The sequence below is a fragment of the Ideonella alba genome, assembly GCF_018069875.1.
GTDB lineage: Bacteria > Pseudomonadota > Gammaproteobacteria > Burkholderiales > Burkholderiaceae_C > Ideonella > Ideonella alba.
In genome coordinates this window covers 140,853-161,790 of sequence record NZ_JAGQDF010000001.1, presented here as the reverse complement: position 1 = coordinate 161,790, position 20,938 = coordinate 140,853, and the positions used below count along the sequence as shown (strand labels likewise).

Genomic DNA, 20,938 nt, shown 5'->3' with positions numbered 1-20,938 from the left:
CGCTCAGAGGCCCCAGGCCGAGCACATCAGCGCCACCATCTGCGCCGCGGCCAGCGCGCGGTGGCTGTGTGCGTTCTTGACCTCGGCGGCCAGCTCGGCCACGGTCTGGCCGAAGACCGGGATGAACATCAGCGGGTCGTAGCCGAAACCGCCCTGGCCCTGGCGCGCGGTGAGGATCTCGCCGCCCCAGCGGCCGAAGGCGATCAGCGGCTCGGGGTCGTCGGCGCTGCGCAGCGCCACCAGCGCGCAGACGAAGCTGGCGCGGCGGTCGGCCTGGTCCTGCAGCCGCTGCAGCAGCAGCGCGTTGTTGGCCTCGTCCTGCAGCGCCCGGCGGGCCTCGCGCTCCAGGCCCTCGGGCGCCTGCAGTGGCGCGTAGACGGCGCTCTGCACACCGGGGTGGCCGCCCAGCGCGTCCACGCACAGGCCGCTGTCATCGGCGATCGCCGGCAGGCCGGTGGCCTGCGCGGCTTGGCGGGCCTTGGCCAGCGCGTTCTCGACGAAGGTGATGTGCGGCTCCTCGGCCTCGGCCACCCCCAGGCTGCCCTGCGTGACCAGCTCGATCGGCAGCGCGCCGAACAGCGCCGAGAGCTCCTTCAGCTTCTTCGCGTTGTTGGAGGCCAGGACCAGCTTCACCGACTCAGTCCTTCACCAGGGGCTGCGCCAGCGCGGCCTGCTGGGCCTGCACCAGGGTGGCGATGCCGTCAGCGGCCAGTTGCAGCAGCGCGTCCATCTCGGCGCGGCTGAAGGGCACGCCTTCGGCCGTGCCCTGGACCTCGACGAAGCCGCCGGAGCCGGTCATCACCACGTTCATGTCGGTGTCGCAGGCCGAGTCCTCGGTGTACTCCAGGTCCAGCAGCGGTGTGCCCTGGACGATGCCCACGCTGATCGCAGCCACCTGGTCGCGGATCGGATCGGTCTTCAGCGCGCCACTGGCCAGCAGGCCGTTGACCGCGTCCCGCGCGGCGACGAAGGCGCCGGTGATGGCCGCGGTGCGGGTGCCGCCGTCGGCCTGCAGCACGTCGCAGTCCAGCGTGATGGTGCGCTCGCCCAGCGCCTTCAGGTCGAACACCGCGCGCAGCGAGCGGCCGATCAGGCGCTGGATCTCCTGCGTGCGGCCGCTCTGCTTGCCCTTGGCGGCCTCGCGGGCGCCGCGGGTGTGGGTGGCGCGCGGCAGCATGCCGTACTCGGCGGTGACCCAGCCTTCGCCGCTGCCCTTCTGGTGCGGCGGCACGCGTTCCTCCACCGACGCGGTGCACAGCACCCGGGTCTGGCCGAACTCGATCAGCACCGAGCCTTCGGCATGGCGGGTATAGCCACGGGTGATGCGCAGCGGGCGCAGGGCGTTGGCGGCGCGTTCGGCGCTGCGTTGGTAGCTCATGACAGTCTCTCGAAGTGGCGCGGCCGGCATCATGCCGGCCGCCGGGGTGGGATGCAGTGGCTCAGGTCGGCTTGCGGGCCGAGCGCTGGATGGCCTCGTTGATCTCGCGGATCGAGCGTTCGATCTCGGCCTCGTCCAGGTCGGCCAGCAGGCCATCGCCGACGCTGGCCTGGATGGTGGACGCAAACACATCCTCGCCCAGCGTGCGGGTGGAGATGCCCTGGGTGGAGTCGGTGTCCTCGGCGGCCTCCCATTCGACCACCAGCACGGTGACGTTGTCGGCATGGCTGCCGCCGTTGCGCAGCGCCTGCTCGACCAGCTCGGGCACGGCGTCCGACAAGGGGCGCTGGGTCAGGGTGTCGACGATCTCGTCGTCGGGCACCACGCTCCACAGGCCGTCGGAGCACAGCACCAGGCGGTCGCCGGGCTTGAGCACCGTGGGGCCGGCGGTGTCGACCACCGGCTTGCCCGGGCTGCCCAGGCAGGTGAACAGCACCGAGCGGTTGAAATTGGCCTCGATGGGCACGACCTGGGCCAGCGTCTGCTGCAGCTCGGCATAGCTGTGGTCGCGGGTGCGGGCGTGCAGCTGGCCGCCGCGCACCAGGTACAGGCGCGAGTCGCCGCAGTGCGCCCAGTAGGCCGACTTGCCCTGGATCACGCAGGCGACCACGGTGGTACGCGGCGTGTCGACCAGGCCTTTCTCGGTGGCGTAGCGCAGCAGCTGGTGGTGGCCGGCGAGCACCGCGTCCTGCAGGAACTTCGAGGGGTTCTTCAGGACCGGCTTGGCCTCGCGCTGGAAGGTGGAGGCCAGGGTCTGCAGCGCCAGCTGCGCGGCCACCTCGCCTTCCGGGTGGCCGCCCATGCCGTCGGCCAGCGCGAACAGGCCGGAGTCGCGCGTGTAGCAGTAGCCCATGCGGTCTTCGTTGAGCTCGCGGCCGCCCTTGCGGCTGATCTGGTAGACGGAGAAACGCATGGTGGCTCGGCTCAGAGGCTGAGAGTTTTTCGATCGTGCCCGACAGGCGCCTGCAAACGCCTCCGATCTAGGCGCAAAGCGCAGCCATAGCTCGGGCTATGGCGAGCATTTGCAACGACGAGCGGGGGCGTTTTCAGGTGAAAGGCGGGCATGAGTGAAAGACTTTCAGCCTCTCAAGTTCGGGCGCCGGACTTCAGGTTCTCGATCTGCAGCTTCAGACGCTCGGTGAAGCTCAGCGCGGTGTAGCGGCGCTCGGTCTCACGCGAGAGTTCCTTCTGCAGGGCGAACACGCTTTGCGGCCGCGACAACGGGTCCAGCGACATGCACCACTCGGCCACCTCGATCAGGTTGTCGGAGTAGGTGTTGCGCATGCGCGAGAGCGACATCGGCAGGCGGTCCTTCTCGATGCGCTGCGGCGCGTCGGCCGGCGGATAGCCCTGCATGCAGGCATAGATGCAGGCGCCGATCGCGTAGATGTCGGTCCAGGGGCCCAGGCTGCCGTCGCGGCGGTACATCTCGGGGGCGGCGAAGCCCGGCGTGTACATCGGGCGGATGAAGTTGCCTTCCTTGGACAGCACCTCGCGCGCCGCGCCGAAGTCCAGCAGCACCGCCTTGTTGTCGTTGGTGATGAAGATGTTGGCCGGCTTGATGTCCAGGTGCAGCATCTTGTGCTGGTGGACGATGCGCAGGCCGCGCAGGATCTCATCAAACAGGCTGCGGATGGTGGACTCTCGGAAGACCTTCTCGCGCTTGAGTTCGCGCGCGGTGACGATGAAGTCCTGCAGCGTGTCGCCCTGCAGGTAGTTCATCACCATGTAGACGGTCTCGTTCTCGCGGAAGAAGTTCAGCACCGAGACCACGCTGGCGTGGGAAATCTGGGCCAGTGCGCGACCTTCCTCGAAGAAGCTCTTCAGGCCCAGGCGGTACAGCGGCTGCTTTTCGGGACGCACACGCGGAATCAGTTCGCCCGCGGAGCGCTCGGCCAGCGAGGCCGGCAGGTACTCCTTCAAGGCCACCAGGCGGCGCTGTTCGTCTTCGGCGAGGTAGACCACGCCAAACCCGCCAGCGGCCAGCTTCTTGATGATCTGGTAGCCGCCGACCACGGTGCCGGCGGGCAACGGGGCGGGTTTGGGCTTTGACATAATCGCGTTCTGTCTTCCTGCAAGAAAAGCGCCATGCCAGTCTACAGCATGACCGGTTTCGCCCATGCGGGCGCGAAGCCGTCGGCCGAGGGTGGCGCTGCCACCGACGGCGTCCACCTTGAGCTCCGCTCGGTCAACAGCCGTTTCCTGGACATTGCCTTTCGCCTTCCGGACGAGCTGCGCCAGATCGAGCCTTCGCTGCGCGAAGCCCTGACCGCGGCACTTCGCCGCGGCAAGGTGGAGGTGCGCGGCAACCTCGAGCGCGCGGCCGACGGCGCCCTGCCCTTGCCCAGCAGCGAGCAGCTGTCGCGCCTGGCGCGTCTGGAATCTCAGGTCAGCGCCTGGCTGCCCAAGGCCGCACCGCTGAGCGTGCATGAGGCGCTGCAATGGTGCCGCGGCAGCGGCGTCAGCACGCCGCGCGAATCCCTGGACGAGCTGGCGATGCAGGCCGGCCGGCAGGCGATTGAAGGCCTCAAGGAGGCCCGCGCCCGCGAGGGCGAGCGCCTGGTGGCCATCCTGATGGAGCGCATCGACGCCCTGCGCGCACTGGCCACCCAGGCCGCGCCGCTGATCCCGGCCGTGGTGAAGAAGCAGCAGGAGCGCTTCCTGGAGCGCTGGAACGAGGCGCTGGACAACGCCGGCGCCGGCGCCCAGGTCAGCGCCGAATCAGCGCGCGACCGCGCGCTGGGTGAGGCCGCGGCCTTCGCGATCCGCATCGACGTGGCCGAGGAGCTGTCGCGCCTGAGCGCCCACCTCGACGAGATCGAGCGCCTGCTGAAGGCCGGCGGCGAACTGGGCAAGCGCCTGGACTTCCTGATCCAGGAGCTGCACCGCGAGGCCAACACGCTGGGCAGCAAGTCGGCGGCGCTGGAGCTCACCGGCATCTCGGTGGAGATGAAGGTGCTGATCGAGCAGATGCGCGAGCAGGTGCAGAACATCGAGTAGCGGCTCCCGGGATCCGCAGCTCTCGCTGCCCCCCGGGGCCTGCGCTGAACGCCCTGACGTCCGCGGGCATGGGCCGCCCCCGAACGGGTCAGGTCGACGGGCTCGCTCAGGCCTTGTCGCGCGTCAGGCGCTCCGCCACGGAGATGCCGATCGCGGAGAGCACGAAGGTGAAGTGGATGACCGCCACGATCGCCACGATCCGGATGTTCTCCAGGCTCAGGTCGCCGCTCAGGTAGGTCTTCAAGGCGTGCACACCCGAGATCGAGATGATGGCGAAGGCCAGCTTCAGCTTGAGGTTGTAGGTGTTGACATGGTCCAGCCAGTCGGGCTTTTTCATGTCCTGCTTGTCGAAGTGCCCCGTGGTCACGAAGAGCGACACGCCGGCCAGCGCCACCACCCAGACCAGCTGCGCCACCATCGTCATGTCGACCAGCTCCAGCACCTTGATGATCAGGTCGATCTTCGCCAGCTCGCCAAACAGCAGCGTGGTCATCAGCTTATGGGTCTCGAGCACGAACTTGCCCAGGATGCCGATGATGATCGTGACCAGGCCCACGTAGAAGAACAGCATCGTGAACCGCATGCCGTAGAGCACCGAGCCGATCGCTGAAAGCAGCTTGTCCATGCGTGATGACCGTTCCGCAGAGAGAATTGGGTGACGCCCGACAGCGAAGCGCTCGCCGTGCGCGGCGCCGTGCTGTCGCTGTGTCCCGTTGGCGGGACCTGAATGGGCGGAGTATCTCAGCCAAGGCGCGGCAGGGCAGCGCAGGCGGTCTGTTCCCCCTTCTGACTATCGGCGTCCAGGGTTGCGAGCCACCGGGCTGACGCCAAGCAGGCAGAACGCCCCGTGAGGTCAGGATCGGCTGCGCGCGCAGGCCAGCTTGTGCAGCAGCTCCACCAGCATCGCCTGCTCGGCCGTGCTCAGGGTGGCCATGGCCTCGTGCTCGGCGGCGTGCAGGGCCTGCACACAGCGGTTCACCGTGGCGGTGCCCTCGGCGGTGAGGCTGACGTGCTGCACACGGGCATCGCGCGTGCTGCGGGTGCGGGCCACCCAGCCGCGCTGCTCCAGCTTGTCCAGCCACATCGCGATGTTCGGCGGCGTCACCGCCAGCGCCTGCGCCAGCTGGCGCGCGCTGACCTCGGGGTTGGCCTGCACCAGCGCCAGGATGGTGAACTCGACCTTGCCCATGCCTTCGGGCTCGGCCACGCAGCGGCGAAAGATCGCGTTGGTGACCACGCTGGCCTGCGCCAGCTGGTAGCCCATGATGTCGTGCAAGCCGGGCTCGGCCAGGCGGCCGACCGGCGTGCGCTCGGCTGCGACTGCAGCGGTCTTGCGGGTCATGGAAAGGCCCTCGATTCGTTCAACGGGTGAACCATACTGTCACCATGGGCATCGGTGTAAGCCCGATGTCAGTCGATAAATTAGATAAGCAGAATAACTATCAGACGCCAGGCGCCAGGTGGTCCACCCAGGCTGTCCGCCGCGTCGCACACCGAGGAGACCGCATGTCACATCCCCATCCGCGCCTGCGCGCCGCGAGTATCGCCGCGCTGGCTTGCTCAGCCCTGAGTGCCCCGGCCCTGGCCCTGGCCGCCCCACCGCAGCTGCCCCCGGCCCAGCCGGGCAGCTTTGCCGGCACCTGCGAGGACCTGCCCGCCCGCCTGGGCGGACTGGCCAACACCGTGATCACCGCCAGCACCACCGTGCCGGCCGGCACGCTCAGCCAGGGCGGCCAGCCGATCGCCGAGCACTGCCGGGTGACCGGCCGGATGAACGAGCGGGTCAGCCCGGTGGACGGCAAGACCTACGCCATCGGCTTCGAGATGCGCCTGCCCAAGGCCTGGAACGGTCGCTTCTACCACCAGGGCAACGGCGGCATCGACGGCTCGGTGGTCACCGCGCTGGGCGCGCTGGGCGGCGGCCCGCTGACCGGGGCACTGAAGCAGGGCTTCGCGGTGCTGTCCTCCGACGCCGGCCACACCCTGGCCCAGGGCGGCCCGGCCTTCGGCCTGGACCCGCAGGCGCGCAAGGACTATGGCTATGCTGCCGTGGGCGCACTGACGCCAATGGCCAAGCAGCTGATCGCCGCCGCCTACGAGCGCGCACCGGACCGCTCCTACTTCGGCGGCTGCTCGAACGGCGGCCGCCACACCCTGGTGGCCGCCGCGCGTTACGCGCAGGAGTACGACGGCTTCCTGGCCGGCGCCCCCGGCTACCGCCTGCCGCTGGCCGCGCTGGCCAACATCTGGGGCGCGCAGCGCTACGCCACGGTCGCCACCGGCGACCCGGCCACGCCGGCCGGCCTGGAAACCGCCTACACCGCCGCCGAGCGCACCCTGGTCGCCAACGCGGTGCTGGCGCGCTGCGACGCGCTGGATGGCGCGGTCGATGGTCTGGTGCAGGACACCAAGGCCTGCCAGAAGGCCTTCAAGCTCAAGCGCGACGTGCCCACCTGCACTGGCGCGCGTGACGGCAGCTGCCTGACCGACACGCAGAAGAGCGTGGTGGACGGCATCTTCAAGGGCGCCACCACCTCGGCGGGCGCGGCGTTCTACAACAGCTTCCCGTACGACAGCGGCGTTGGTGGCAGCGGCACGGCCTTCTGGGAGTTCACCGCACCGCTGAACCTGGATTCGGGCGCGGTGGGCGTGATCTTCAAGGTGCCTCCCAGCATCGCCGCCCTGACGAACGGACCGGCGTTCTCGCTGGGGCTGGGGATCGACCAGGCCCTGTCTGAACTGCAGGCGACCGACGCCACCTACACCGAGTCGGCGATGTCCTTCATGACGCCTGGCGACAGCGACTTCGGCGACGTCTACCGCCGCGGCGGCAAGATCATGGTCTACCACGGCGTCAGCGACCCGATCTTCTCGGTCGACGACACCGTGGACTGGTACCGCCACCTGCTGGCCAACTCGAAGGGCAAGCGCAGCGACTTCGCCCGCCTGTACCGCGTCCCCGGCATGGGCCATTGCTCGGGCGGCCCGGCGACCGACCAGGCCGACTTCCTGAGCCCGCTGGTGGCCTGGGTCGAGCAGGGCCAGGCGCCGCAGGCGATCGTGGCCCAGGCGCGCGGCACCGGGAACCCGGGCGGCGTCAATGCCGACGTGCCGGCCAGCTGGTCGCCCAGCCGGACCCGCCCGCTGTGCCCCTTCCCGCAGGTGGCGCGCTACAACGGCTCGGGCGATGTGGAACAGGCCGCGAACTGGTCCTGCCAGGCGCCCAGCGCCCCGACGACGAAGACCGCCCGCCGCTAGAATCGGGCCGCTTCGCACCCCACCCGGGCCGCTCGGCCCGGGCTTCGTCGCATGGAAACCCCCGGCAACCTGTTCGTCGTCGCCGCCCCCAGCGGGGCCGGCAAGTCCAGCCTGGTCAAGGCGCTGCTGGAGCTGGACTCGCACCTGGGCGTGTCGGTCTCGCACACCACGCGGGCGCCACGCGGCCAGGAGCAGGACGGCCGGGAATACCACTTCGTCACGCCCGAGGTCTTCCAGGCCATGGCGGACCGCGGCGAGTTCTTCGAGTGGGCCGAGGTGCACGGGCGGTGCTACGGCACCTCGCGCGTGGGCATCGAGGCGCGGCTGATGGCCGGCGAGGATGTGATCCTCGAGATCGACTGGCAGGGCGCGCTGCAGATCAAGCAGATCTTCCCGCACGCGGTGCTGATCTTCATCCTGCCGCCCAGCTGGCAGGAGCTGGAGCAGCGCCTGAAGCGCCGCGGCGAGGACCAGCCCGACGTCATCGCGCTGCGCATGGCCAACGCCCGCACCGAGGTGGCCCAGGCCCGGCACTTCGACTTTGTTATAATCAACAGCTTGTTCGAAACCGCCCTCTTCGATCTGAAGACGGTGGTTCACTCCCAGCGCCTGAAGTACGCCGCCCAGCGGCGCGCCAAATCCCAGGTGTTTGCCGCGCTGGACATTTCCTGAACGCTCGGCGCCCCGGGGCGCCGACCTCCGCAAGGACACCCATGGCCCGCATCACCGTTGAAGACTGCCTGAACAAGGTCCCCAACCGCTTCCAGCTCGTGCTGGCCGCCACCTACCGGGCCCGCATGCTGAGCCAGGGCCACGCGCCCAAGGTCGAGTCCAAGAACAAGCCCGGCGTGACCGCGCTGCGCGAAATCGCCGCCGGTGAAGTGGGCCTGGAGATGCTGCGCAAGGTCCCGACCTGACCCACGCGCTGCGCATACCCTGACGACGGGCGCCAGATTGGCGCCCGTTGCACTTTCAGGGTGCGCTTTCTCGGTTAGATTCGGGCGATGGGCATCCGATCCTTCGCCGCCGAGCTGATCCCCGCCGCACTGGCCGGCCGGGCCAAGGCTGCGCCCGGCGGCGGCGCCCCGCGCGAGCCCGAGGTCTCCACCTTCGCCGGCCTGGCCGACAAGCTGGGCTACCTGGGCAAGGCCGACCTGAAGCTGGTGCGCGACGCCTACAAGTTCGCCGACGAGGCCCACCTGGGCCAGTTCCGCGCCAGCGGCGAACCCTACATCACCCACCCGATCGCGGTGGCCGGCCTGGTGGCCGACTGGCGGCTGGACGCGCAGGCCATCATGGCCGCGCTGATGCATGACGCCATGGAGGACTGCGGCGTCACCAAGACCGAGCTGATCGAGCGCTTCGGCGCGCCCACGGCCGAGCTGGTCGACGGCCTGACCAAGCTCGACAAGCTGCAGTTCTCCACCCGCGAGGAGGGCCAGGCCGAGTCCTTCCGCAAGATGCTGCTGGCGATGTCGCGCGATGTGCGCGTCATCCTGGTCAAGCTGGCCGACCGCCTGCACAACATGCGCACGATGGCGGCCATGGCCGCCAACAAGCGCGCCCGCATCGCCCGCGAGACGCTGGACATCTACGCGCCCATTGCCCACCGCCTGGGCCTGAACCAGACCTACCGCGAGCTGCAGGAGCTGTCCTTCAGCTACATCCACCCCTGGCGCCATGCGGCGCTGGAGAAGGCGGTGCAGCGCGCCCGCGGCTACCGGCGCGACATCGTCTCCAAGGTGCAGGACGATGTGGTCAAGGCCTTCGCGCACAACAAGCTCAAGGCCGAGATCTCCGGCCGCGAGAAGACCGTCTTCTCGATCTACCGCAAGATGCGCGAGAAGCACGCCGGCTTTGCGCAGGTCAACGACATCTTCGGCTTCCGCATCGTCGTGCAGACCCTGCCCGAGTGCTACCTGGCGCTGGGCGTGCTGCACCAGCTCTACAAGCCGGTGCCGGGCCGCTTCAAGGACTACATCGCGATCCCCAAGCCCAATGGCTACCAGTCGCTGCACACCACGCTGGTCAGCCCGCTGGGCACGGCGGTGGAGTTCCAGGTGCGCACCGAGGAGATGCATGCGGTGGCCGAGGCCGGCATCGCCGCGCACTGGCTCTACAAGACCGGCCAGAAGATCGGCGGCAGCCCCTCCGATGTCGCCCAGCGCCTGGGCGCGATGTGGCTGAAGTCGCTGCTCGACATCCAGCAGGACACGCGCGATTCGTCGGAGTTCCTGGAGCACGTCAAGATCGACCTGGTGCCCGACGCGGTCTACGTGTTCACGCCCAAGAGCAAGATCCTGGCGCTGCCGCGCGGCGCCACCGCGGTGGATTTCGCCTACGCGATCCACTCCGACGTGGGCGACCGCACGGTGGCGGTGAAGATCAACGGCGAGGCCGCGGCGCTGCGCACCGAGCTGCGCTCGGGTGACGTGGTCGAGGTCATCTCGGCGCCTGGCGCCCGGCCCAACCCGGCCTGGCTGAACTTCGTGCGCACCGGGCGTGCGCGCTCCAAGATCCGTCACTACCTGAAGAACCTGGAGCACGCCGAGTCGCAGGCGCTGGGCGAGAAGATGCTGGGCCAGGCGCTGCGTGCCGAAGGCCTGGCACTGCCCGCGCGCGAGGGTGAGCCGCTCACCGCGATCTGGCAGCCGGTGCTGCGCTGGAGCGGCAACCGCACGCCGGCCGACCTGCTGGTCGACATCGGCCTGGGCCGCAAGATTGCCACCATCGTCGCCAAGCGCATGGCGCAGCAGCTGCGCGAAGCCGGCCAGCGGCCCGATGCCCTGACGCTGAGCCTGGGCCGCTACGGCGGCGACGACTCCGCCCCCACCCAGGGCCTGGTGGTGATCGACGGCACCGAGGGCGCCTCGGTCAGCCTGGCGACCTGTTGCCGGCCGATCCCGGGCGACGCGATCGTCGGCTACCTGGGCCGCGGCGAAGGGCTGGTGGTCCACACCGCCGAGTGCTCCACCGGCAAGCGCCTGTTCGAGCGCGACCGCGAGCGCTGGATGCAGGTGGAATGGGCCGAGGAGCCGGTGCGGCCCTTCGAGGCCGGCGTGCTGATCCTGCTGAAGAACGGCAAGGGCGTGCTGGCCCAGGTGGCCCAGGCGGTGAGCGCCGCCGAGGCCGACATCACCCACATCGACATGGGTGACGAACCCCCGGGCGAGGTGGCCGAGCTGCGCCTGCTGGTCAGCGTGCGCGACCGCCTGCACCTGGCCGATGTGCTGCGCACCCTCAAGCGCAATGCCACGGTGCTGAAGGTGCAGCGCGTCAAGCCCTGAGGGTCAGGGCCCCGGGCCTCATCCCTGCAGCGGGAACAGCAGCGCCAGTCCCAGCACCGCCGGTACCGTCTGCACGAACAGGATGCGCTTCGAGGCCGTGGCCGCGCCGTACAGGCCCGCCACCGCCACGCACAGCAGGAAGAACACCTTCACGGCATCCCCCGCCGGCCCCAGCCACAGGCCCCAGATCAGGCCGGCCGCCAGGAAGCCGTTGTACAGGCCCTGGTTGGCCGCCAGCACCTTGGTGGCGGCGCTGAACTCGGGCGTCAGGCCGAAGGCCTTGCGGCCCTTGGGCGTGTCCCACCAGAACATCTCCAGCACCAGGATGTAGACATGGAGGGCAGCCACCAGGGCGGTGACGAGATCGGCGGCGATGCGCATGGCGGGACTCCTCGAAAGCCGCGGATTCTCGTCGATCAGCCGCCGGCGCGCTTGACGCTCAGCCCGCGGGCCTGCAGCCAGGCCACCACCTTGTCGCGCTGCTCGCCCTGGATTTCCAGCACGCCGTCCTTCAGCGTGCCGCCGCTGCCGCAGGCCGCTTTCAGCGCCTTGGCGGTGGCGGCCAGCTCGGTCTCGCTGCCGGGCAGGCCGCGCACCACGGTGACCACCTTGCCGCCGCGGCCGGCCACTTCACGCGAGACGCGCACCACGCCATCACCCGCGGGCCGCGCCGCCGCGCGCGCCAGCGCCTGGCAGCGGCACTGCGCCACCGGCTGGGCGCACTCGGGGCACAGGCGGCCGGTGTCGGTGGAGTAGACGGGGCGGCTGTCGCGGGACGTCGGCATCGGGGAACTCGGGCGTGGCGTAGAGTCGAAGCCCTGATGGCGATCACTCTGATGTGGATGGTACTCGGCGTGCTGCTGGCGCTGTGGAGCGGCGCGCTGTGGGGCGTGCATGCGCTGCTGGCCGACCCGCAGGCGACGGTGCTGGCGACGCAGCAGGCGCTGCATGGGCTGCCCACCCTGGAGGGCTGGGGCGACTGGGCCCGCCAGGCGCGCGATGGTGTGGTGAACCTGCTGGACGACGCTCTGCTGCTGGTGTCGGTGGGCCTGGGTGCGGCGCACGAATGGCGCCTGCTGCAGTGGCTGGCCGAATGGCTGGCGCCACTGCTGTGGACGCTGTGGGGCCTGGGCGCGCTGACGCTGATGGCCATTGGCGCGGCCTGGCAGGCCGTGATCCGCGGTTCTCGGCCGCGGCCTGCCGCCGTCTGATCAGGCCGCGGCGTCGGCGAAGACGCGGTCCAGCTCAGCCTGCCACACCGCCTTCTGCGCAGCCGGCACGAAGCTGGCCTCGAAGCTGTTGGCGGCCAGCTGCCAGGCCTCGCGGGCGCCCAGCTGCGGCAGGCCTTCGAAGGTGGCCAGGAAGTTGTCGTTCATGTAGCCGCCGAAGTAGGCCGGGTCGTCCGAGTTGACCATCGCGCACAGCCCAGCCGACAGCAGCGCCGGCAGCTGGTGCTCGGCCATCGTGCGGTAGACGCACAGCTTGACGTTGGACAGCGGGCAGACCGTCAGCGGCATGCGGCTGGCAGCCAGGCGCTGCATCAGCGCCGGGTCCTCGACGCTGCGTACGCCGTGGTCGATGCGCTCGACCTGCAGCACGTCCAGCGCCGCATGGATGTAGGCGGGCGGGCCCTCCTCGCCGGCATGGGCCACCACATGCAGGCCCAGGGCGCGGCACTTGGCGAACACGCGCGCGAACTTCTCGGGCGGGTGGCCCACCTCCGAGCTGTCCAGGCCCACGCCAATGAACAGCTCGCGGTACGGCAGCGCCGCCTCCAGCGTGTCGAACGCGGCCTCCTCGCTGAGGTGGCGCAGGAAGCACAGGATCAGGCGGGCGCTGACGCCCAGTTCGGCCTGCGCCTGCTGGCAGGCGCGGTGCAGGCCGCGGATCACCACGCCGATGTCGACGCCGCGCTCGGTGTGGGTCTGCGGGTCGAAGAAGAGCTCGGCGTGCACCACATGGTCAGCCGCCGCCTTCTGGAAGTAGGCCCAGGCCATGTCGAAGAAATCCTGCTCGTGCAGCAGCACGCTGGCGCCGGCGTAGTAGATGTCCAGGAAGCTCTGCAGGTCGGTGAAGGCGTAGGCGGCGCGCAGCGCCTCGACGCTGGGGTAGGCCAGCGTCAGGCCGTTGCGCTGGGCCAGCGCGAAGATCAGCTCGGGCTCGAGCGAACCCTCGATGTGGATATGCAGCTCGGCCTTGGGCATGCGCTGCAGCAGCGCCGGAAGGCGGTCGCGGGGGATGCGGTCGAAGGCGATCGCGGGGGTCATGGCAGGCTCCGTGGGGGAATGGCGCAAGGATAGTTCAGCGGCTTGCACGCGGCGTGCCCGGGCCGCCGCGCACCTCGAACAGGCGCTCGTCCAGCACCTGGCCGGCGGCGTCCAGCAGGCTCAGGCGGTGTGGCCCGGGCACCAGCGGCACGGTCAGCGTGGCGCCCTGGCCAGCGTCGCGACCGTCCAGTTGCCACTGCAGCGCGCGCTGCGGGTCGGAATGGCGCGCCACCAGGGCCTGGTGGCCGGGCGGAATATCAGGGTCCCAGGCCAGCAGCGCACCCGCCTGTGGCGCCAGGATGCGCGGCCGGCCGGCGCTGTCCTGCAGCGTCACCACCACCGTGCCAGCGGGCACGCTGCCGGCCAGGAACCACTCGTCGCGCGGCGGCTCGACCGGCGGCTCGTAGCGCACCGCCTGGGCGCGCAGGCCAGGCGGGGGCGGCGGCGGCCGGCTGGCCAGGTCGCGGTGCAGGCTGCGCACCAGCTCGGCCCAGGCCGGTGCGGCGCCGCTGACGCCCGAGACATCGCGCATCGGCGCGCCGCTGGCATTGCCCACCCAGACGCCCAGCACATAGTGTTCTGTGAAGCCGATGCACCAGTTGTCGCGCATGTCCTTGCTGGTGCCGGTCTTGGCGGCGCTCCACACCGGCGTGGCCAGCACGCTGTCGAAACCGAAGGTGGTCTCGCGCGCGGCGTTGTCCGACAGCATGTGACCGACCAGCCAGGCGGCCGGGGCGACCAGCACGCGACGGCCCGGCGCCATGGGGTCGTCTGCGCTCCAGCGCACCGGGCTCCAGACGCCGCCGTTGGCCAGCGCACGGTAGGCGTTGGTCAGCGACAGCAGCGTCACGTCGGCACTGCCCAGCGCCAGTGAGTCGCCGTAGTGCGCCGGCTCGGGCAGCAGCGGCAACGCCAGCGCGCGCAGCAGCGCATGCGCCGCCGGCACGCCGACCAGACCGACGGTGCGCACCGCCGGCACGTTCAGCGACGAGGCCAAGGCCCGCCGCACCGACACCGGCCCCTGGTAGCGGCCGTCGTAATTGCGTGGCGCGTAGACGCCGGCCTCACCCGCCAGCGCCAGCGGGCTGTCATCCAGCAGCGTGGCCGGCGTAAGCAAGCCGCGCTCCAGCGCCAGCGCGTAGAAGAAGGGCTTGAGCGTGGAGCCCGCCTGGCGCGGCGCGTCGGCCGCGTCCACCTGCGCGGCGCGGCTGAAGCCGCCGGACGAGCCCACATAGGCCAGCACCTCGCCGCTGCGGCGATCCAGCAGCACCGCGGCGGCGTCCTCCACGCCGCGTGGCGCCAGCTGCGCCACCTGGGCCGCCAGCACCTGGCGCGCGGTGCGCTGCAGGGCGGCGTCCAGGCTGCTGCGCCGTGTCTGGCCATCCGCCAGCAGGCGCCGCGCCGCATGCGGCGCCAGCGGCTCGGCCGGCTGCGGCGGCTGCGCGGCATTCAGCAGGCTGGCCAGCGCCGGCGCGTCGCAGGGCTCGCCCGGCCGGGTGTGGGCCAGGATCTGGCAGGCGCGGCGGGCCACGGTGGTGGCCGGGGCGCCGGGCGCGCGCACCAGTGCAGCCAGCAGCGCGCTGTCCTGCCTGTCCAGACCATCGGGCGCCTTGCCGAACAGGCCCTGGCTGGCGGCGCGCAGGCCTTGCAGCTCACCGCGAAAGCCCAGGCCGTTGAGGTAGGCCTCCAGGATCTGCGGCTTGCTCCAGGCCCGCTCCAGCGCCCAGGCGGCCTCGGCCTGGCTCCATTTGCGGGACAGGTCGCGCGGCGCGCCACCCCGGGCCAGTGCCGGATCGAGCATCGCCGCCACCTGCATGCTGATCGTGCTGGCGCCACGCGCGCTGCCGCCGCTGGCGTGCTGCCACAGCGCCGCCGCGGCGGCCGCCCAGTCCACGCCGCCGTGCTGCCAGAAGCGCTGGTCCTCGGCCCACAACAGGGCTTCCGGCAGCGCGGGCGACACCTCGTCCAGGCTGACCCAGGCCAGCCGCCGCACCGTGGCATCCACGCGCCGCGCGCCGATCGGCTCGCCATGGCGGTCCAGCAGCAGTGCGTCGCTGGGCCGGTGGGCGGTGCGCACCTGCTCGAAGCTGGGCAGCGTCTGCGCGGCGGCGACGCCGCAGACGCCGGCCACCAGCAGCGCGGCAAGTCGGTCCCTCACTTCACCTCCACCGTGCTGCCCGGCAGCGCGGCCCAGACCTCGGGGTCGTACATCGCCTCCAGTTGCACCGGCGGCAGCGCAAAGCGGCCGGCGTTGTTCAGGCGCAGCTGGTAGGTCATCGTGAACGGCCCCTCGCCCCACAGGTACTCGTAGTAGGCGCGCACCTGGGTGAAGCCGCGCTCGATGTAGGCCGGCCAGGCCTCCCAGCTGCCGTCCTCGCGTCGCCAGCCGCGCCGCCCGCCGCCGGCATCCACGGGGGCCTGGCCCTTCAGGCCGCTGCCCAGCAGCGTGGCGCCGCTGGGGATGGGGTCGCTGACCACCAGTGCGCCGCCGGGCTGCTGCAGGCGCCAGCGCAGCGTCACCTCCAGCACGTCGCCCACGCTCCATTGGCCGGGCCGGGCCTGCTTGAGGGCGCGCACGCTGCGGCTGAGCTCGGCACCATGGGCCTGCGCGCTGGTGAGCGGTCCCAGCGCGCTGGCCTGCGCGGTCAGCACCGGCTGGCCGGTGCCCAGGTGGCGGGCGGCCACCGCGCCCGGGCGCTGCGGGCCCAGACCCTCGGCGCTGAAGACATAGGTCTCGCCCGCGGGCTGGCGGGCCCAGTCGTGGGTGCGCGTCTGTGTGCCCAGGGCCAGCACGGTGCTGCCGGTAATTTCGCCACTGGCCTGGCGGGCGCGCTTGTCCAGCATCAGCGCGCCCCAGACATTGGCCTGGGTGTCCCACCAATGGCCGCCGGGGTTCTGCAGGTGCAGCGCACCGCGCGCCAGCGCATCGGCGCGAGCCTTCAGCGCCGGGTGGTCCAGCGCCAGCAGCGCCAGCCGGACCTGGCTGACGGGTTCGCTGTACATGAAGTACCAGCGGCGCTCCTCGGCGCGGGTGCGCAGGCGCAGGCCCCCCTGGCCGTCATCGACCAGGCGTTTGTCCAGCTCGGCCAGCGCCGCGGCCGTGGCCTCGTCCTGGCGCGGCCAGCGGGTGCGCTGCAGCAGGTCCAGCCACTGCACGATGGCCCGGTGGCTCAGCCTGGGCAGGTCCTTGGCCGGGTCCAGGCGCAGGCTCTCACCCAGTGCGGGCGGCAGCTTGCGCCAGCGCGACAAGGCTTCGAGCGCCAGCAGCTTGCGCTCGGTCAGGTCCAGGCCGTCGCCGCCCCAGTAGTCCCAGCGCAGCGTCAGCCGGCCGCGCACGAACTGCTCCAGCGCATCCAGTGCGCGGCGCTGGGCGTCCTCGGGCAGGCTCAGGCCGGCTTCGTGGGCCACCGACAGCACATAGCTGGTCAGCACATCGAAGCCCTGATCGGCGTTGCCGCTGCCGGGGTAGTAGGTCAGCAGGCCGCTGGAGGTCTGGTAGGCATCGATGCCCTCGCTGATCACGCGCCACAGCGCCGGGTCGCGCAGCGACACCGCCTTGCTGGTGCGCTGCTCCAGGCAGGCGAAGGGGTAGCCCCGCATGTAGGCGCGCACGCCCGAGGCGTCGGCAGCCAGCGCCGGGGCCAGGCTGACACGCACCTCGCCGCGTCCGGCCAGGCTGCCGGTGGGCGGCTGCACGCCGAGGGTCTGCGCGTCGGCGCCGGGCTGCAGCTTCAGCAGGCCGACGTCGTAGCGCAGCGGCTGCAGCGGCGAGTGCACCGGCTGGCGCAGCTTCAGCGCGTCCTCGCGCACGCCGCCGGGCCCTTCGCCGCGCGCCTGCACGCTCCACTCCAACGCGCTGGCGCCAGCCGGCACGTCGACCGGCCAGTCCACGCCGCGCGCCTCGCCGCCGGCCAGGCTCAGGCTGCGCGCCGGCAGCGCCTGGCCGCCCAGCGTGGCCTGCACGCTGATCTTCATCGGCGCGCTGGTGGTGTTGCGCAGCGTGAAGCCGGCGCTGAAGCGGTCGCCTTCGCGCACCGTGGCCGGCAAGCCGGAAAACAGCTGCAGGTCCTTGCTGACGGTGAAGCTGGCCTCGCCGGTGCCAAAGCGATCGCTGCCAGCATCAGCCACCGCCACTACGCGAAAGCGCGTCAGGCTGTCGTTGATCGGCACCTCCACCGTGGCGCGGCCCTCGGCATCCAGCGGCACCGCGGCCTGCCACAGCAGCAGGGTGTCGAACAGCTCGCGCGCGGCGCTGCGCCCGCCCCCGCCGCCCGGGGGCAGCGCCTTGCGGCCGTAGTGGCGCTTGCCCAGCACCTGCATCGCGGCGCTGGCGGTCTCGAAGCCATAGCCGCGCCGCGCCAACATCACGCTGAACAGATCCCAGCTGGTGTTGGGCATCAGCTCCAGCAATGCCTCGTCGACGACGAAGACCGTGGCCTCGCGCTGGGCCGGCAGCGCGCCGTCGGCCGCACGCACCTGCAGGGACACGCGCGCCTTCTCACGGGTCTGGTAGGCCGGCTTGTCGGTCTTCACCGACACGGCCAGCTTCTGCCCGTCGGCCCCCACCTGCAGTCCCACCAGGCCCAGCTTGAAGGCCGGGCGCGCCAGGTCGACCAGCGCGGTGGCCGGCGGCTCGGCCACGCGGCCGCGCATCACCAGCACGTTGACGAACACGTTGGGCGCATAGCTGGGCTTGATCGGCAGGCTGATCTGCGGCTGCTGGCCGCTGATCGGCAGCACCAGCGTGTCGACCACCTGGCCGCCGCGCATCACGTTGACCCAGGCGGTGGCCTCGCGGAAGGGCGAGCGCACCTGCAGCGTGGCGGTCTCGCCGGGCTTGAAGCGGGTCTTCTCGGACAGCACATCGATGCGGTCGTGGTCGCCCTGGGCGAACCACAGCTCGCCGCCGCCATAGAACCACAGCGTGGTGCCCACCCGGGCCTGGCGGCCCTGGGCGTCGGTGGCGGTGCCGCGCAGTGTGTACTCGCCCGCGTCCAGGCCGTCCATCGTGGGCGCCACCTGGCAGCGCAGCCGGCCCTGGGCGTCGGTGCGGCCTTCGCAGACGGGCTCGGGCCGGTACTCGCGGCGCTCGCTCGCGTAGCCGTAGAAGCCGCCCACTGAGCGGCGGCGGTACGAAACATAGCCGTCCCAGCCGCCTTCCAGCCGCACCGCGGCGTCGGGCACCGGCTTGCCGCTGGGGTCCACCGCGAGCAGTTCGACGCTGCGCCTGGCCTCTTGGCTCCAGGGCGCGGCGCGGATGCCCAGCACGAAGGACGCCGGCCACAGCGGCGTGCGGCCCTGGGCGCGGTAGGTTTCGCCGTTGGGGTCGCGGTATTCCATCTCGGTGACCAGGGTGCGCGGGCGGTCCAGCGGTCGCTGGACCAGCGCCTCCGCCTTCAGCGTGCCCTGGGCGTCCAGCGTGCGGGCGCGTTCATCGCCCACCGCCTCGCCCTCGACCGTGCTGCCCAGTGCGGCCTCGCTGCCGGCATCCTCGCTGCGCCAGCGGTCATCAAAGCCGAACCAGAAACCCTCGAACTGCTCGAAGCGTGGCGTCAGGGGCACCAGTCGCTGCGACAGCTTGACGCTCTCGCCCGCCGCCGCGCCACCGGCCAGGTAGGACAGGCGCAGCGAGGCGGCCACGCGCGCCGGCTGGCCGTCGCTGATCGGTGGCAGCACCTGCGGGGCCGTTGGCGTCAGCACCTCGGCCTTCAGCAGCGGCAGGCGGAACTCCTCGACGCGGAACTGCACGGTCTCGCCATAGGCATCGCCAAAGGCCAGCGCCCAGGCGCCGCGCTTGAGGCCCGAGGGCAGCGGCCAGACCAGCTCGGCCTGGCCGCGCGCGTCCCAGCTCACCGGCAGGCTGCGGCGCTCGCCACTGCCCTGGTGCACCAGGTCGATCGCGCGCGGCAGCTGCGCTGCGTCGGGGGCCAGCAGCTCGCCATGCGGGCCGATGCGGCGCCAGTACAGGCGCGCATGCAGGGTCTCGCCCGGGCGCAGCAGCGAGCGCGCCAGCACCGCGTGGGTGATGCGGTCCGAGGTGGGCGCCCAGCTGTCGCGCAGCTGCTCGAAACGCCAGGTCTCGATGCCCTGCTGCCAGCGACTGCTGACGAAGCCGGTGTCGTCGCCCACATGGGCGAAGGCGAAGACCGGGCAGGACCAGCGGTCGTCGCCCTGGGTCGCGGCCAAGGTCAGCCAGCCCTGGGTGTTGGCGCGCCCGCGGGCGAGCACCTTGGCCCGGCAGTCGTACAGCGTGACCGCCGCATCGGCCACCGGCTGACCGCTGGACAGCCGCGTCACCCACACCGCGGCCTGGCGCTCGGACAGGTGCAGGTGCACGCCCAGGTCGGTGACCAGCGCGCCGGCGCGCACGTACATGGTCTGCGCCCCGCCCAGCAGGCCGCGGCCCAGCGCGCGACTCTCCACCTCCATCAGGTGCAGGCCGGGCTCCGGCAGCGGCACGCCCAGCACCTCGAAGGCGCGGCCCTCGAACTGGCGCGGCAGCGCCTGGCTGCGGGCCTCGCGCAGCGTCTTCAGCCAGGGCAGCGCGCGGGTGTCGGCATCGGGCTTGGACTTGAAGGCGTAGCGAAAGGCCGCGGTCCCTTGGCGGGCAGCGGGTGCGTCGGGTTCGGACTCGTCGCCCTCGGCCCAGTCGTCGCCCAGGCGGGCATGGCTGTCATCAGCCTGCGTGACGCGCATCAGCTCCTGGTAGGCGCGGATCATCGTCGCGTCGTCGGTGATGCGCAGCGTGCGCAGCGTGGCCTGCACCGTGTCGCCCTTGCCTTCGACCTGGCGCACCGTCAGCGGCACCACGCCGCCGATCGCCCGCTCCGCAATGCCGAAACGGCCACCGAACTTGGCCAGCGGCGGCGTGTCGCCCACCAGCACCGGCAGCGGCGCCAGCGTGCGCGCGCGACCCAGCAGGTCGCGGCCATCGGCCCCGGCCAGCGGGCTGGGCCAGACCAGCTGGTAGCGGCTCTTGGGCGACAGCGGTCCGAACACCAGTTGGTCGCCGACCCCGTCGCCGCTGGCGACCGGCTCGCGCGGCGCCACCAGCGAGCCATCGGCGGCCTTCAGGCGCACCTTGGCCAGATCGGCCAGGCGCACCGGCTGCTGGAACTGCACCCTGACCGGCTCCAGCGGACTGCAGCCGCTGCCCTGGGTGCTGCGCGAGCACTCCACGCTGAGCGGCCAGTCGCTGCGCGCACGGAAGTCCAGGCGCTGGCTGTCCCACAGCATCAGGCCGGCCGCAGCATCGTCACGCCGCGGACGCAGCCAGCGCAGCGACAGCGGCGCACCGTCGGGCAAGGCGGCCTGGCAGCGCAGCACGGTCCAGGGCTTGGCCGCACCGGCATCGCGCTGCGATGCGGGCACGCCGGCGGCGTCCAGCAGTTGCAGCCGCTGGGCGCCCTGCGCCACCTCCACCGGCACCGCCGAGCGCAGGCCCCAGATGTCGCACAGCGCCTGCGGCGGCTCGGCCAACGGAGCGGCCAGGCGCAGCGCGATCCAGCCGCGGCCTTCCAGCACCGCATCGACGCCAGGCCGGGTGTCGATCACCGCCGGCTGGGTGGCCGCCATCGCGCCCTGCAGCACCCCGAACAACGCGGCCGCCAGTGCCTGCCTGATCCCCATCATCGCTCCCATGGATGCATCTCCCCGCGTGCTTTGCGATGATTATGGACAGCACCACG

At 71.4% G+C, this 20,938-nt stretch carries 17 protein-coding genes; 6 read left to right on the top strand and 11 right to left on the bottom strand.

The genetic code is table 11. The annotated features are described in order from the left end of the window. Positions 1-3: 3 nt before the first annotated feature. The 4 genes from KAK07_RS00715 to KAK07_RS00700 all read right to left on the bottom strand — a co-directional run bounded on the left by KAK07_RS00715 (position 4) and on the right by KAK07_RS00700 (position 3,493). Positions 4-633, bottom strand: coding sequence for a non-canonical purine NTP pyrophosphatase (locus KAK07_RS00715; RefSeq protein ID WP_210858417.1), 630 nt, complete (start codon positions 631-633; stop codon positions 4-6). Between the two features lie 4 nt (positions 634-637). Then, entirely contained in the window at positions 638-1,378 is a 741-nt protein-coding gene (rph, locus tag KAK07_RS00710; RefSeq protein ID WP_210851861.1) for a ribonuclease PH, read from the bottom strand. Between the two features lie 61 nt (positions 1,379-1,439). Continuing rightward, the gene (locus KAK07_RS00705; RefSeq protein ID WP_210851860.1) at positions 1,440-2,351 is read right to left on the bottom strand and encodes a PP2C family protein-serine/threonine phosphatase; all 912 of its coding nucleotides are present in this window, start codon (positions 2,349-2,351) and stop codon (positions 1,440-1,442) included. A 173-nt stretch (positions 2,352-2,524) separates the two neighbouring features. Beyond that, the gene (locus tag KAK07_RS00700; RefSeq protein WP_210800820.1) at positions 2,525-3,493 is read right to left on the bottom strand and encodes a serine/threonine protein kinase; all 969 of its coding nucleotides are present in this window, start codon (positions 3,491-3,493) and stop codon (positions 2,525-2,527) included. A 33-nt stretch (positions 3,494-3,526) separates the two neighbouring features. Here KAK07_RS00700 and KAK07_RS00695 point away from each other — a divergent pair, with 33 nt between their 5' ends. After that, entirely contained in the window at positions 3,527-4,438 is a 912-nt protein-coding gene (locus KAK07_RS00695; RefSeq protein ID WP_210858410.1) for a YicC/YloC family endoribonuclease, read from the top strand. Between the two features lie 106 nt (positions 4,439-4,544). On the opposite strand, the gene KAK07_RS00690 is transcribed toward KAK07_RS00695, so the two are convergent. Both KAK07_RS00690 and KAK07_RS00685 read right to left on the bottom strand, forming a co-directional pair. Then, the gene (locus KAK07_RS00690) at positions 4,545-5,063 is read right to left on the bottom strand and encodes a YqhA family protein (RefSeq protein ID WP_210858409.1); all 519 of its coding nucleotides are present in this window, start codon (positions 5,061-5,063) and stop codon (positions 4,545-4,547) included. Positions 5,064-5,291: 228 nt separating this feature from the next. Further along, entirely contained in the window at positions 5,292-5,780 is a 489-nt protein-coding gene (locus KAK07_RS00685; protein WP_210858408.1) for a MarR family winged helix-turn-helix transcriptional regulator, read from the bottom strand. A gap of 164 nt (positions 5,781-5,944) precedes the next feature. Between KAK07_RS00685 and KAK07_RS00680 the strand changes: the two genes are divergently transcribed. The 4 genes from KAK07_RS00680 to KAK07_RS00665 all read left to right on the top strand — a co-directional run bounded on the left by KAK07_RS00680 (position 5,945) and on the right by KAK07_RS00665 (position 10,983). Next, the gene (locus tag KAK07_RS00680; protein WP_210858407.1) at positions 5,945-7,696 is read left to right on the top strand and encodes a tannase/feruloyl esterase family alpha/beta hydrolase; all 1,752 of its coding nucleotides are present in this window, start codon (positions 5,945-5,947) and stop codon (positions 7,694-7,696) included. Positions 7,697-7,747: 51 nt separating this feature from the next. Then, entirely contained in the window at positions 7,748-8,368 is a 621-nt protein-coding gene (gene gmk / locus KAK07_RS00675; protein WP_210851855.1) for a guanylate kinase, read from the top strand. Positions 8,369-8,409: 41 nt separating this feature from the next. Continuing rightward, a complete protein-coding gene (rpoZ, locus tag KAK07_RS00670) occupies positions 8,410-8,613 on the top strand; it encodes a DNA-directed RNA polymerase subunit omega (protein WP_210800813.1) in 204 nt (67 codons plus the stop codon). Between the two features lie 87 nt (positions 8,614-8,700). Next, a complete protein-coding gene (locus KAK07_RS00665; protein WP_210858401.1) occupies positions 8,701-10,983 on the top strand; it encodes a RelA/SpoT family protein in 2,283 nt (760 codons plus the stop codon). An 18-nt stretch (positions 10,984-11,001) separates the two neighbouring features. Here KAK07_RS00665 and KAK07_RS00660 read toward each other — a convergent pair whose 3' ends face one another. Together KAK07_RS00660 and KAK07_RS00655 are read right to left on the bottom strand one after the other, a co-directional pair. Further along, complete coding sequence (locus KAK07_RS00660; protein ID WP_210858399.1) at positions 11,002-11,364, bottom strand: DUF1304 domain-containing protein; 363 nt, start codon at positions 11,362-11,364, stop codon at positions 11,002-11,004. 35 nt (positions 11,365-11,399) lie between these two features. Beyond that, positions 11,400-11,768: a translation initiation factor Sui1 gene (locus KAK07_RS00655; RefSeq protein WP_210858397.1), complete on the bottom strand. Its 369-nt coding sequence runs from the start codon at positions 11,766-11,768 to the stop codon at positions 11,400-11,402. 36 nt (positions 11,769-11,804) lie between these two features. Here KAK07_RS00655 and KAK07_RS00650 point away from each other — a divergent pair, with 36 nt between their 5' ends. Further along, positions 11,805-12,194 carry a hypothetical protein gene (locus KAK07_RS00650; protein ID WP_210858395.1) on the top strand — a complete coding sequence of 130 codons (390 nt, stop codon included), beginning with the start codon at positions 11,805-11,807 and terminating at the stop codon, positions 12,192-12,194. Here the strand turns inward: KAK07_RS00650 and KAK07_RS00645 are convergent, their stop codons facing one another. Genes KAK07_RS00645 through KAK07_RS00635 form a run of 3 tightly spaced genes read right to left on the bottom strand, consistent with a single transcriptional unit; the run spans position 12,195 to position 20,891 of the window. Next, positions 12,195-13,250 carry an adenosine deaminase gene (locus tag KAK07_RS00645; protein ID WP_210858393.1) on the bottom strand — a complete coding sequence of 352 codons (1,056 nt, stop codon included), beginning with the start codon at positions 13,248-13,250 and terminating at the stop codon, positions 12,195-12,197. Between the two features lie 34 nt (positions 13,251-13,284). Then, complete coding sequence (pbpC, locus tag KAK07_RS00640; RefSeq protein WP_310740682.1) at positions 13,285-15,408, bottom strand: penicillin-binding protein 1C; 2,124 nt, start codon at positions 15,406-15,408, stop codon at positions 13,285-13,287. Next, positions 15,405-20,891 carry an alpha-2-macroglobulin family protein gene (locus KAK07_RS00635; protein ID WP_210858391.1) on the bottom strand — a complete coding sequence of 1,829 codons (5,487 nt, stop codon included), beginning with the start codon at positions 20,889-20,891 and terminating at the stop codon, positions 15,405-15,407. The genes pbpC and KAK07_RS00635 overlap by 4 nt, the downstream gene beginning before the upstream one ends. Positions 20,892-20,938 lie beyond the last annotated feature (47 nt).